Consider the following 13,793-nt stretch of genomic DNA (forward strand, 5'->3'; position numbering starts at 1 on the left):
TTGACTGAGCTGTAGTGGACGCATAACAGTTCATTCGCAATAAAATATTAAGATGAAGATAACAGACATATCTATAAAAAGGCCTTCACTGGTAATCGTGGTATTTACCGCACTTACTTTGTTAGGGCTATTAAGTTACTTTTCGTTGGGTTACGAATTACTTCCAAAATTCTCCAACAACGTAGTATCTATCGCAACCATCTATCCGGGTGCGTCGCCAGCAGAAGTTGAAAACACGGTAACTAAGAAAGTTGAAGATGCCGTTTCTTCGATGGAAAATATAAAGAAACTAAATGCAGTATCTTATGAGAGTTTATCTGTAGTTACTATTACATTAACCGATGCAGCAAACATTGATATTTCCTTAAATGATGCGCAACGTAAGGTAAATGCTATTCTTGCAGATCTTCCCGATGATGTGAAAGCACCATCATTATCTAAATTCTCTTTAGATGATTTGCCGGTAATTACCATGACGGCCTCCGCAAACATGGATGATGTAAGCTTTTACGACTTGATTGATCAAAGAATTGCGCCAGTAATTTCACGGGTAAGTGGTATTGCCCAGGTAAACTTGGTTGGTGGCTCTGAACGTGAGATCCAGGTTTCTTTAGACGCTGCTAAATTGCAGGGCTACAATCTTTCCGTACCCCAGGTACAACAAATGATTTTAAGCTCTAATTTGGATTTCCCTACCGGAAGTGTTAAAACGCAAAATCAGGATGTTTTAATTCGTCTATCTGGTAAATACAGAAGTATTGATGAATTAAGAAATTTAGTAATAACCACCTCAAAAACTGGTGCGCAAATTCGTTTAGGCGATGTAGCTGATATACAGGATTCGAAGAAAGAAACAGAAAAACTTGCCCGAATTAATCGCCAATCATCTATCGCTATTCAAATTATTAAACAAAGTGATGCCAACGCGGTAAAAGTAAGTGAGGGTGTGCATGCAATTATCGATAAGCTTAAGAAAGAGTATGAGGGAGAGAAACTGAACATTGCAATTGTTAACGACAGTTCAATATTTACGTTAGAATCTGCCGATGCCGTTATACACGATTTAATTCTCGCAGTTGTATTGGTAGCATTCGTAATGCTTTTCTTTCTTCACAGTTTACGTAACGCCTTAATTGTAATGGTTTCAATTCCAGCTTCGCTAATTGCAACCTTCATTGGCATTAATCTTTTTGGCTATACCCTAAACCTGATGTCTTTATTAGGTCTATCGCTCGTGGTAGGTATCCTGGTAGATGATGCTATTGTGGTATTGGAAAATATTCAGCGACACATGGAAATGGGTAAAAACAAAGTTAGGGCAGCCTCTGATGCGACCAGGGAAATTGGTTTTACTGTTGTATCGATTACGATGGTAATTGTTGTGGTGTTCTTCCCTATTGCTATCAGTTCTGGTTTAGTATCGAATATTTTAAGGCAATTTTGTGTGGTTGTAATTATAGCAACTTTACTATCATTGGTTGCTTCATTCACAATTGTTCCTTTACTTTTCTCCAGGTTTGGAAAGTTAGAACACATTGAAGGCAAAAATATTTTTGGTCGTTTTATTTTATGGTTCGAAAAGCAGCTTAAAAAATTCACAATTTGGATTACAAGTGTTTTAACATGGTCATTAAACCATAAAAGGCGTACAATTGCTGCCGTTGTAGTTCTATTTGTTGCGGCTATGTGGCTTGCCGGCGCTGGTTTTATCGGATCTGAATTTTTTCCAAAATCTGATAAGGGAGAATTCCTGGTTCAAATTGAATTACCAAAAGATGCACCATTAGAAAAAACCAATTTCTATACTCAAAAAGCCGAAGCTTTCTTAGATAAACAGCCAGAAATTACTCAACTAATTACAACTGTTGGTCAGGCAAGTGGTGACTTTGGAGGTACGCAGGCCACTGCATATAAATCGGAGATCAACGTTAAACTGGTAGATCGTAAAAAGCGCCAAGGCGTTTCTTCAGATATTTTTGCAACAAAAATGAGCCGGGCGCTGGCAAAAGAACTGGTTGGGGCAAAAGTTAAAACTGTGCCTATTAGTATTTTGGGTATTGCAGAGAACGCTCCAATTAGCATGGTGATAATGGGTTCTAACCTAGATAGTGCGTTAAAGTATGCAGAAGGTGCAAGGAATCTTTTAGCAACTGTTCCAGGAGCGACTGAGATTAAACTTTCGGTAGAGAAAGGAACGCCTGAAATTAATGTTCAGGTAGATCGAGATAAAATGTCGGCAGTTGGCTTAACACTTGCCACAGTAGGTTCCACAATGCAAACAGCATTTGCGGGAAATACCGATGGTAAGTATAGAAAAGGGGAATACGAATATGATATCAATATTCAATATCAAGACTTCAACAGAAAGGATGTTGATGATGTACGGAACCTCATTTTTATTAATGATAAAGGTGCACAAATCAAGTTATCGCAATTCGCAGACATTACGGAAGGTTCGGGGCCAAGTCAGTTAGAACGCTTTAATAAATCAACTTCAGTATCTGTTCAGGCACAATCTATTGGTAGGCCAACAGGAACAATTGTTGCTGATTTTAAAGCCAAATTAAAGGAGTTGCAAGACAATGGTAAGTTAAAAGCCCCGGTTGGTGTTAGTTATACCTGGGGTGGAGATGAAGAAAACCAGGCTGAAGGTTTCGGTACTTTGGGGATTGCTTTACTCGCGGCTCTAATTTTGGTTTATTTAATTATGGTTGCTTTATACGATAGTTTTGTATATCCATTCGTTGTGATGTTTTCATTGCCGCTGGCTTTGATAGGTGCATTCCTTGCATTAGCATTAACAAACAACTCAATCGGTATCTTTACCATATTAGGTTTTATTATGCTAATGGGTTTAGTAGCAAAGAATGCGATTATATTGGTCGATTTTACAAACCACATGAAGGCCGAAGGTAAATCCACTATAGAAGCTTTAATTTTAGCCAACCACGCTCGTTTACGTCCTATTCTAATGACCACCATTGCCATGATTTTCGGGATGCTTCCTATTGCATTGGCCAGCGGTGCAGGTGCAGAATGGAAAAATGGTTTGGCTTGGGTAATTGTTGGTGGTTTAACAAGTTCGCTATTCTTAACTTTAATCGTGGTACCAGTTGTGTACCTCATTTTCGATATGATGTTAGAAAAATTAGGCTTTAATAAAAAGGGAAAAACCATTGATGAGCTAATGGTTGAACCCTATGATCATAAAGATGTTTTAGAATACGATTTAGATCAACAACATTAATATCAGATTTTTTTGAATTATTAATTAGCCTCGATACACATCGGGGCTTTTTTTTTCAGGTCAGTATTAGACTCTTAGATCCTGCAACAAATTCAGTATGACGACAACAATAACAAACAAATATTACACAACATTGTATATTAGGGGTTATGTTTAAAACTGCGTTAACGCTCTTATTTGTGAGCATTTCTATCTTTGCCATAGCCCAGCATCCGCCGGTATTCCCGGCAATGACTTCCGATTCCTCATTTATTAAAATTGCTAACCTAGACATTAGCTTGGTAAAATATAGTTATAAACCCAATGGTGTGAAGTTTTTGGTTGTACATGATAATGAAGATACTGGGGTTAAAGCCGCTTTCGATTACATTCGATGGAGTGGTGGAGAAATCATTGATAGTCAGTATGGCGGCGTAAGAGATTACGTATTTAGTCATATGGACGATCCCTATCGCATAGATCCAAACGCAATTTATACCGAAACTGGCGTAGCCACTCGCCTTAAAAGATCGCCATATAGCTCAAACGAGGTAGAGAAGCTTATTTTATCGGCAGGCAAACAAATTGTCAATTTTTACAATCCAACAGAAACAGGCTATTTCCTAACCTTACATAATAATGCAGACGGTGGTTTTGGCATATCTTCCTATCTACCTGGTTATGATTTGGCAAGTACTGCAGACTCGGTACATATTAATTTTAATATGGATAATGATGATCTAATTTATGTTACTGAACAGAGACTATTTAATAGTTTTAAAAAAGCCAACGTAAACGTGATTTTGCAATCGAAATTTGTGGAGAATGATGGTTCGCTATCGGTATATGCTATGCAGCAAAATATCCCGTATATTAATGTCGAAGTTCAGCATGGCCACCAAGATGTTAATTTAAGATTGATAGAAATTGCAGTAGCAATACTAAAAGAACATAGCCTGATCAGGAACGAATAGCGCTTAGTTTATGGCTTTGATTTTTCCCACCAGAAAACTTACCAGCAAGCCAAATATCCCAATAATGGCATAGGAATATTGCAGGCTAAGTAATTCTGAAATATAACCAATAATTGGTGGCCCAGCTAAAAACCCGAAGTAACTAACGGTAGAAACCATGGCAATTGCCATACCCGGCGCAATTTTACCAGTTTTACCAGCAACACTATAAACGGTTGGCACAATACTGGAAACGCCAATTCCAACCAGCATAAAACCTATAGTTGCCGTAACCAGATATGGTAAGAAGACGGAGAGAAACATCCCTGTCGAAATAATTAAGCCGCTAATTTGAATGGTTCTTTTGCGACCTAATTTTTCAATGATTTTATCTCCAACGAAGCGTCCGGAGGCCATCATAATCATGAATGATGCATACCCTAAAATAACTAGCGATTTTGGCGCATGTACAATTTCTTTAAAATATACACCACTCCAATCGAACATTGCACCTTCTGTAGCCATACTACAGAAACCAATAATACCCAACTGCAAAAGTGAACCTTCTGGCATGGTAAAGAATCTCGGCTTCCGTTCTGCTTTAGCACCTTTACCAGGAACCAAATGCTTGTGGTTAAAGATTACGTTTAACCATACCAAACCAGTGATAAACCAAAAATGGTAGTAGGGTATAATGTGCAGGTTTACCATTAATAGCCCTACCAATGCGCCAATGAAACCTGCAATGCTCCAGGCCCCGTGGAAGGATGTCATAATTGGCCTTCCAAATAATTTTTCAGCTTCTGCGCCCTGCGTGTTTACCGCAATGTTACACATGTTTCCAACAACACCAAAAAGCAGCAAACAAATACCCAATTGCCACGGTGCAGCAGCCAAACCTAGGTTACCTAGAGCCACTACATAAAGCGGCGCCATAATGGTAAGTATTTTTTTACTGCCATATCTGGTTACCAAACCGGCAGAGATTGGCATAGTAATCATTTGACCCACAGGAAGTGCAATCAAAATAGTACCTAAGTCGGCATCAGATAGATTTAAGGAATGCTTAATTTCTGGAATGCGACTGGCCCATGATGCAAAAGCAATTCCCTGACCAAAATAAAATAATGAAACCGCCAGCCGAGTTCTATTGGAAGCGCTTGGCGTTTCAACAGGTGTAACCACAGTGCTGCTTAAAATGCTGTTATTTTCCTGTATTTCTTCCAATTGATTTTGCGTGCTGATTAAAAAACGATTTAGCTTACAAATGTCCTTAAATCAAATGGAATATTAAAGCACTAATTTCAATAGAATTTTTAAGCAAAAAACCCGCTTACAGGCGGGTTTTCTATAATTAAAAATGCTTCTATTAAATTCTATTCGGCTGAAAAAATTTTACGGTTCCATCGCCTTCGCTGGCCACTACTAATAAACTTCTTCCATTCGGACTATCTTTTGGCTTAATAAACAATACGCCTTCCGGTGCATCTCCCGTTGAGAATAATTGAACAAATTTTGGCGAAGTAGGTATGGAAATATCGTAGACGGCAATCATATCAACCCTTTCCATTCCAATAAAGGCTAAAGTTTTGCCATTAACTTCTGCTACAGTCACCCCTTCTACTTCTACGCCTTTATTGTCAGATCGTTCATCATCATACTTTCCTGCATTAATTACTTGCTGTTCTAAATCTTTACCAATATTTGCAACTAGAGCACCGGTACTGGCATTTAAAATGCTCAAACTCCTTCCGCCGGTAGCGTACAATTCGTCATAGTCACCATCCCCATCCGTATCACCAAAAGCTTTGGTTATGGTTAACCTACCCAAATTTGCATCAAGCTGGAGCGTAGAAGCTGTCGGGAATTTAGTTGGATCTAATTTTAAGCCCTTCACCCGTACTTCCTCATCGTAGCCTTTCCATGCCCTGGTATCTCCTTCATTTGCCAAGGCCAGGTATGCCGTACCACCTGTGCTGAAATATGAAATGGCATCTGGGAGATAAAACGCCTTAATTGGCCAAGTACCTAGAGCAATTTTATTGTCCTTATCGCTTACATCGAATGCATTTTCAGCATTGCTAATGTCTCTTGTTCCCAAAGGGATAATTTTGGTAATTGTTCCTGCCGTGATATCAACTTCGGCTACACCATTATTTTCCTGGAGCGTTACATAGGCTTTTTTCGAATCATTACTGATTGCGATATATTCTGGTTCTATATCCTGAGCAAAACTGGCGTTTAAACCATAGATGTGGAAACCGCCATTGACTAATGCAGTTTTTTGTGATTCGAAAGCAGCAAAATCCAAGGTTTTAACAGCATAATTATCTTTAATGTTGATGATGGAGATGGTTCCACTTGGATCTACAGTATATGCATCGTTAGGTTCGCCTTCGTTTGCGCTAAGAATGTAATTCCCATCCGGACTAAAGGTTACCATATCTGGCATTGCACCTACAACAATTTTTTTAACTTCTGATAAATCTGAAGTTTTTAACACAACCACATCTCCATTGCCTTGTTTATCTGCACCATCTAAGGCTACAGCCAACAAGCCATTGCTTACCGCCACACTGTTTATGCCCGCATTGGCTGGGTAGCTTAAAGTTTTCAGTTTAGTTACTGTAGGATAATTGGAAAGGTCTACCACTTCTACCTTTGCACCACCTTCGTTGCTTACCACAAAAAGTTTTTTAGTTAAAGGATCATAAGCAGAAATTTCTGCTGAAGTTTCGCCACCAAGATCAATTGATGCAATTTCTTTAAAACTTGCAATGTCTTCGGCAACTATAGGCTCTTTAGTTGGCTCGTTTATTGGTTCTGCATTTTTCTTACAGGCGGCAAATGCCAGCGTTGCCGAAAATAAGGCAACGAATAGTTTTTTACGATTCATGGTTAATTTAATGTCTGAAACGCAAAAATAATTTTAGATAATGCACCTATTGGTCTGTTTATATTATGCTTTTGTTAAGAAATATTGTTTACACTTTGCCATACAATTGCGTAAACTTTTGCATGGGCAATAAGGTGGACTTTTGCATGAGGGATAGTAGTGAAAATCCTTTTTGGCATACGTGCTTTGAAAAAGGAGCCGGTTTTAGTTTCGCTCCAATTGCTGTTAATGGCTACAGCACTGTGGCAAAAAGATTGTAACAGATAGCCCGACCCTTGCGTAGCTTGGGGCATGCCCAAACAATTGAGCTACAGAATTATAAGGCAAAAAAAAGCCGATAGCTAGTATCGGCTTTAATAGGTTTGGCGCACCAGTGTGCTTTATTTGTTAAATATGTATTGCCCTGTTCTCGGTAGCGGCTAAAGCAGCTTCTTTTAAGGCTTCGGTGTAGGTTGGGTGTGCGTGGCAAGTGCGAGCAATATCTTCTGCAGATGCACGGAACTCCATGGCAATTACGGCCTCGGCAATCATGTCTGCTGCACGCGGGCCAATCATGTGTACACCCAAAACCTCATCAGTTGTAGCATCTGCCAATACTTTTATGAAACCATCGGTATCCATACTGGCTTTGGCACGTCCGCTGGCTTTAAAAGGGAAAGAACCTGCTTTATATTTTGTTCCTTTTTCTTTCAACTGCTCTTCGGTTAAACCTACCGAAGCCACTTCTGGCCAGGTATAAACCACACCAGGAATTAAGTTATAGTTAATATGTGGTTTCTGTCCCGCAATAGTTTCGGCAACATAGGTACCTTCGTCTTCTGCTTTATGCGCCAACATGGCACCAGTTATTACATCTCCAATAGCATAAACACCCTTAACGGAAGTTTCTAAATGCTCGTTAACAGGTACTTTTTTACCTCTTTCTTCTACGGTAATGCCAATTTTATCTAAACCCAAGCCTTCGGTATAGGCAGTACGACCAACGGCAACGATGCAGTAATCTGCGTCTAAAGATATCGACTCACCTTTTGGCGTATCGGCGGTAACAACTACAGTTTTGCCATTATTTTTTGCACCTGTAACTTTATGGCCCATGTAAAACTCCATACCCAGGTTTTTCTTTAATACACGTTGCAGTTCTTTGCCCAAACTGGCATCCATTGTACTAATTAATGATGGCAAAAATTCGACAACGGAAACTTTAGTGCCCAAGCGAGCGTATACCGAACCTAGCTCCAAACCGATTACGCCACCACCAATTACAACCATGCTTTTTGGCACTTCTTTGATATTTAAAGCTTCGGTAGAGGTGATGATCCGTTTTTTATCGATTGGTAAAAATGGCAATGCTGTAGGTTTCGAACCTGTTGCGATGATAACATTTTTTGCGGTGATGGTTTCTGTAGTACCATCGCCTTTGGTAATAAGTACGGTATTTTTATCTACGAAAGAGCCAACTCCTTCGAAAGAATCGATTTTATTTTTTTTGAACAAATAAGTAATCCCAGCCGTATTTTGAGCAACAACATCATCTTTACGTGCAATCATTTGTTTCATATCAACTTTTAAATCTTTTAAGTTGATACCATGAGTTGTAAATGTATGGGCTGCGTTGTGGAAATGCTCCGAAGAATCTAATAAAGCCTTTGAGGGAATACAGCCCACATTTAAGCAGGTACCACCAAAAGTTTTATATTTTTCTATTACCGCAGTTTTTAATCCTAACTGTGCACAACGTATTGCGCCTACATAACCGCCCGGCCCTGAACCGATAACAACGACATCGTATTGCATAATTTCTTTAAAATTTGATTGCCCAAATGTAGGTAAAAAAGGCGAAAAGCTGAAAGTCAAATCCTTTAAGCTGCAACATAAAGCCGTAATATAAAAGCAATTTTAAGCTATTATATTGTGTTGTTGAATATAGGTGTGCGCATGAGCAAAATTCAAAAATAACTCGTCGGCGATTTTTAGTTTTTGATGCATTCTAACATTATTTTGGATGGCGTAACAGGTTATTCCTGCAGCAACTGCCGCTTTAACGCCATTGAGTGTATCCTCAAAAACAATGCATTCGCCTTTTGTAATGCCTAATTTTTCGACGCAAAGATTATAGCTTTCTGGGTCGGGTTTACTTTTGCTCACATCGCTTCGCGTAATGAACAAGTTAAAATACTTAGAGAGGCCGTTACGCATGAATACCGCTTCTACGTCTTGCCGCGGACTCGCTGTTACAACAGCAAGTGTTAGCCCTTTATCGAAGTAGTAGCGTACAAAATCTAGTGCATGCGGCATTAAATCGATATCTTTAGTTCTAAATCCATCTAAGGTTGCTTGCTCCCTGTTGTTAATAAAGGCCTCCAGATCAACATCAATTTTGTATTTGCTTACAATGGTTTTAGCATTCTGTGGCAGTGGGATGCCGGCGTAGTTGGCGAGCCAATCTTTAAAATCGCTATTAACCCCAAAATTTGTGAGAAATTCGTTCCAGCAATCGAAATGAAATTTTTCAGAATCGATGAGTGTTCCATCTAAATCAAACAGCAAAGCTTTTATCGTACTCATTCTTATTAGTTAATTCTTAAAAATTTAAGGGAGAATCTCAAACAGGAAAAATTGTTGCTGTTGTGCCGCTGAGAAATTATTATCTACGCAGAAAATAAGCGTTTGATGTCCGTTAGGCAATTTTGGCCCAAAACAAACGCCTTCTACATTATCAATATGCATTGGGAGGGTATCGAAATCGAAAAGTAATTTTTTACCGATTGGTTTTGGCCTATTAGCTGTAAAAGACGAAATACCTTTTACATCTTCTGCCTTACTTAAATCTACCAGAAAAAGCTTTACAAATGAGTGGTCGTCTCTCCCCTTTGCCCACGCCCTTTCTATTACCAAAAGCGTATGGTTATTTACAGCCAGAATTTCGGAAATACCATTTATGTTCCAGTCGTTTTCTTCGGTTGGTTTAATGGGGAGCGCTTCCAAACGATAGGCGTACTGCGCCAGGTTTTTTTTTGTATTAGCATCAAATTTCGAAATTCTAGTAAGTGCTTGGTCGTAGCCAAAATGAGATTGTGCTCCATCTTGGTATAGAGGTTCTTCTAAACTTGCATACAAGGTTTTATAGTTGTCGGCATAGGTTAAACCCTCAAAAAAAGCGTTTTTACGCAGACCGTATGCTTGTTTAGTAATATGAAACCCCTCTGGAAGTGGAACAGTATCTAAATACTTTCCCGTAGCGGAAATAAAAGTCAAGGCTGGCTGCACAATGGTGGTATCAGTAGGTCGGAACAACCTTTCGCCCTCATTGCTCCATACCAGCGTATTCTTAATTGGGTTATATCGCACTGATTCACCATCGGCCTTCGAATTTTTCCCCTTTTGATAGGCAGGGTACTTACTGCCATCTTGCTGCAACAAAAAATTAACGCCAGTAAAAATGATCGTATCTATTTTATTGTTACTGATGTTAATGTTTGCTGTGTAGATGCGTGCAGGGCTATATTGAGAAGGATCGTCGCTGATGAAGTAGAACTGATTTTTTTTCGCGTCGAAATCAATACCAGATAAGCCCCCAACCCATGTGTCTTGATAGGTGGTTTTCAAAGGCAGTTGGTATTCATCTAAAAACGTTAAGCCCGAAATGGTGGTTTCAATTTGCTTAACAGACTTATACCTGCTACTTGCGCAGGAAGAAAGTATGCAAATACCAATACATATCAATGGGAAAAATTTAGAGCGAATCTTTTTCAAAACTTTTTTTGTCAAAAGTATGGAATATGATGAAATAAAAAAGCCGCTTCTAATGATCTCGAAACGGCTTACATCTGTTTAAACTTTAAAACATTTTACCGATTACCCGATAAGAGACGTTGTTTCCATCTACAACTTCCTCATAGTAAACATCGTTTGGCGAAACATAGTAGCGCTCGTTCTTAATCGTAACTTCCCGGCAACCAGTTGGCAATTCATTTATCAGATCGCCAATTTGGTTTACGTTGTTTTGGTCATCACCTGTATTTAAAACACCATCCTTACCGGCAACTATGTAAACAACTTTACCATTTACATCGTTGCTTTGAGTATAGTAAACGCCCTTATATTCGTAATAATCGATACCATTTATCGTTACCGGCTGAGCATCGTCTGGTAAGCTTGGCACCGTTGCACCAACCGGCGGAACAACCACCTCGTATTGATTGTTGTTTTGTTGATAAAACAAACCTCCCGAGTAATAAAATTGATTGGCACCAAAATAAAATGGATAGTAGCCATAAGGTAAAACCCCAATTCTAAAGCCAATGAACGGACGGTAAAAATTGTAATAGCTATAGTAAGGACGATAGTATGGGCGAACATAACCAGGCCTGTAACCATACCCCACACGGTAGCCAGGTCTGGTGTATCCGTAAACCTGACGACTCCCCGAGCTTCGGCCAATACCTGTAGCATAATTTCCCCGATTTTGGATCGATGTGGAAGGGCCTCTTGAAATTGAACCGCCACGAGATGGAGAAAATGTGCCCGATCTACCACCGCCAACAGAACCGCCACCACTTCTGCTTGGTCGCTGTGCCGAAACATCTAAACCAATAAAGATGGTTAACATTGCTGTGGCAACGAAAACCAACAAACCACGATTTAATAACCTTTTCATTTCTTATGATTTTATACAGTTATGACGACGAAAAATCAAAAAAGATTGTATCTAAAAAGAATTTAACAAAATTTTGATAAGCCGATGACGAATTACCCCAACTTAAGTAAAGAAACAAAGCTTTTACCTGATGTTTTTTTTAATCCATGTTTAATCATCTATATTTAAATTTTATTCCTTAAAACTAAATAAATGAACTTATCTAGACTATTCATTTTCCTAATTTTTCTGTTTACTTCTAATCATTTGCTTGCTCAACAAACAGATTCGGCCTATGTTAGGGAAAATTATACCAAAATAGAAAGGCAAATCCCGATGAGGGATGGCGTTAAGCTTTTTACTTCCATTTACCTACCGATGGATCAGTCTAAAAAATATCCTTTTTTAATTAACAGAACCCCTTATACAGTATCACCTTATGGCGAAGATAAGTATAAGTTGAGCTTAGGCAACTTTCCTGGTATGATGCGTGAAGGCTTTATTTTCGTTTATCAGGATGTGCGTGGCCGTTGGATGAGCGAAGGGACTTTCGAAGACATTAGGCCGCAGACTTTGAAGAAAGGCAAAAAAGATATTGATGAAAGTACCGATACCTACGACACGATAGATTGGTTGCTTAAAAACGTGAAAGGCAACAATGGCAATGCTGGTATCTACGGCATTTCTTACCCGGGTTTTTACTCCACCACATCACTTCCCAATGCACACCCTGCACTTAAGGCGGTGTCGCCCCAAGCACCCGTAACTGATTGGTTCATGGGCGATGATTTTCACCACCGTGGCACCTTGTTCGTAATGGATGCTTTTGCCTTTATGAGTACCTTTGGCGTTCCTCGTCCGAAACCGATTACACCAGACCAAGGGCCAAAGGGATTTCAATTTCCTATTCAAGATAACTACAGGTTTTACCTGGAAGCGGGATCATTGAAGAACCTGAAGGATAAGTATTTTGCAGACAGCATTAAGTTTTGGAACAACTTATTTAAACACCCAAACCTAGATACTTTCTGGAAAGCCCGTTTAATAACACCTCACCTTAAAAACGTGAAACCAGCAGTGATGGTGGTGGGCGGTTTCTTCGATGCTGAAGATGCTTATGGCACATTTGACACCTACAAAGCAATCGAAAAACAAAATCCTAACGGTAACAATATCCTGGTAGCAGGTCCGTGGTTCCATGGCGGCTGGGTACGTAGTGATGGTGCTTCATTCGGAGATATCCAATTTGGAAAAACCACTAGTTTAGACTATCAACAAAAGTATGAGTTGCCTTTCTTTAAACATTATCTAAAGGGCGAAGGGGAGTTCAAGGCTGCCGAAGCCAATATTTTTGTTACAGGAAGCAACGAATGGAAAGAATTTAAAACCTGGCCACCACAAAATATCGAAAACAAAAACCTTTATCTACATCCTAACGGAAAACTGAGTTTCGAGAAAGTGGGCAGAACCGATAGCTGGGATGAATATGTGAGCGACCCCAATAATCCGGTGCCTTATCAAGATGGTATTCAAGCTAGACGTACGAGAGAGTATATGATTGATGACCAACGATTTGCCGCCCGCAGACCGGATGTTAAAACCTACCAGACAGAAGCGTTGACAGAAGATATAACCTTAACAGGGCCTGTGTTGGCCAACCTGGTAGTTTCTACCTCGGGAACTGATGCAGACTATGTGGTTAAATTGATTGATGTGTATCCTGAAGATGTACCAAACCCAAAACCAAACCCGAAGAATTTAATTATGGGTGGCTACGAAATGTTGGTTCGTGGGGAAATTATGCGTGGAAAATACCGTAATAGTTTCGAGAAACCGGAGCCTTTTACCCCTGGCCTGGTTACAAAAGTGAACTACCCAATGCCTGACGTAGCACATACCTTCAAAAAAGGACATCGCATTATGATCCAGGTGCAGAACTCTTGGTTTCCCTTAGCAGACCGTAATCCACAAAAATTCATGGACATTTATCAGGCAGAACCTAGCGATTTCCAAAAAGCCACGCAACGTATCTACCACGATGTAAATAATAGCTCATACATTACCATTTCTATTTTAAAATAA

General features: G+C 39.5%; 9 protein-coding genes. 3 read left to right on the plus strand and 6 right to left on the minus strand.

Features of this window, described 5'->3' with window-relative positions; genetic code table 11:
- The first annotated feature begins 52 nt into the window (after positions 1 to 52).
- Both OQ268_RS15715 and OQ268_RS15720 read left to right on the plus strand, forming a co-directional pair.
- Complete coding sequence (locus OQ268_RS15715; protein ID WP_265857477.1) at positions 53 to 3,247, plus strand: efflux RND transporter permease subunit; 3,195 nt, start codon at positions 53 to 55, stop codon at positions 3,245 to 3,247.
- A 149-nt stretch (positions 3,248 to 3,396) separates the two neighbouring features.
- Positions 3,397 to 4,200, plus strand: a complete 804-nt coding sequence (locus OQ268_RS15720) for a hypothetical protein (protein WP_265857478.1) — start codon at positions 3,397 to 3,399, stop codon at positions 4,198 to 4,200.
- A gap of 3 nt (positions 4,201 to 4,203) precedes the next feature.
- On the opposite strand, the gene OQ268_RS15725 is transcribed toward OQ268_RS15720, so the two are convergent.
- The 6 genes from OQ268_RS15725 to OQ268_RS15750 all read right to left on the minus strand — a co-directional run bounded on the left by OQ268_RS15725 (position 4,204) and on the right by OQ268_RS15750 (position 11,732).
- Positions 4,204 to 5,406: an MFS transporter gene (locus OQ268_RS15725; RefSeq protein WP_265857480.1), complete on the minus strand. Its 1,203-nt coding sequence runs from the start codon at positions 5,404 to 5,406 to the stop codon at positions 4,204 to 4,206.
- Positions 5,407 to 5,548: 142 nt separating this feature from the next.
- Complete coding sequence (locus OQ268_RS15730; RefSeq protein WP_265857481.1) at positions 5,549 to 7,075, minus strand: choice-of-anchor I family protein; 1,527 nt, start codon at positions 7,073 to 7,075, stop codon at positions 5,549 to 5,551.
- Positions 7,076 to 7,462: 387 nt separating this feature from the next.
- Complete coding sequence (gene lpdA, locus OQ268_RS15735; RefSeq protein WP_265857484.1) at positions 7,463 to 8,869, minus strand: dihydrolipoyl dehydrogenase; 1,407 nt, start codon at positions 8,867 to 8,869, stop codon at positions 7,463 to 7,465.
- A gap of 102 nt (positions 8,870 to 8,971) precedes the next feature.
- On the minus strand, positions 8,972 to 9,640 hold the full coding sequence (locus OQ268_RS15740; protein WP_265857486.1) for an HAD family hydrolase: 669 nt from the start codon (positions 9,638 to 9,640) through the stop codon (positions 8,972 to 8,974).
- 24 nt (positions 9,641 to 9,664) lie between these two features.
- Positions 9,665 to 10,828 carry an esterase-like activity of phytase family protein gene (locus tag OQ268_RS15745; RefSeq protein ID WP_265857488.1) on the minus strand — a complete coding sequence of 388 codons (1,164 nt, stop codon included), beginning with the start codon at positions 10,826 to 10,828 and terminating at the stop codon, positions 9,665 to 9,667.
- An 85-nt stretch (positions 10,829 to 10,913) separates the two neighbouring features.
- The gene (locus OQ268_RS15750; protein WP_265857490.1) at positions 10,914 to 11,732 is read right to left on the minus strand and encodes a DUF6515 family protein; all 819 of its coding nucleotides are present in this window, start codon (positions 11,730 to 11,732) and stop codon (positions 10,914 to 10,916) included.
- Positions 11,733 to 11,924: 192 nt separating this feature from the next.
- Here OQ268_RS15750 and OQ268_RS15755 point away from each other — a divergent pair, with 192 nt between their 5' ends.
- Entirely contained in the window at positions 11,925 to 13,793 is a 1,869-nt protein-coding gene (locus tag OQ268_RS15755; RefSeq protein WP_265857492.1) for a CocE/NonD family hydrolase, read from the plus strand.

It is taken from the genome of Pedobacter sandarakinus (assembly GCF_026240095.1).
GTDB classification, from domain to species: domain Bacteria; phylum Bacteroidota; class Bacteroidia; order Sphingobacteriales; family Sphingobacteriaceae; genus Pedobacter; species Pedobacter sandarakinus.

Excerpts from the sequence above, each read along its gene's own strand:
- OQ268_RS15715 (WP_265857477.1), top strand. The coding sequence starts at position 53 with ATGAAGATAACAGACATATCTATAAAAAGGCCTTCACTGGTAATCGTG.
- OQ268_RS15720 (WP_265857478.1), top strand. The coding sequence starts at position 3,397 with ATGTTTAAAACTGCGTTAACGCTCTTATTTGTGAGCATTTCTATCTTT.
- OQ268_RS15730 (WP_265857481.1), bottom strand. The coding sequence starts at position 7,075 with ATGAATCGTAAAAAACTATTCGTTGCCTTATTTTCGGCAACGCTGGCA.
- lpdA (WP_265857484.1), bottom strand. The coding sequence starts at position 8,869 with ATGCAATACGATGTCGTTGTTATCGGTTCAGGGCCGGGCGGTTATGTA.
- OQ268_RS15740 (WP_265857486.1), bottom strand. The coding sequence starts at position 9,640 with ATGAGTACGATAAAAGCTTTGCTGTTTGATTTAGATGGAACACTCATC.
- OQ268_RS15750 (WP_265857490.1), bottom strand. The coding sequence starts at position 11,732 with ATGAAAAGGTTATTAAATCGTGGTTTGTTGGTTTTCGTTGCCACAGCA.
- OQ268_RS15755 (WP_265857492.1), top strand. The coding sequence starts at position 11,925 with ATGAACTTATCTAGACTATTCATTTTCCTAATTTTTCTGTTTACTTCT.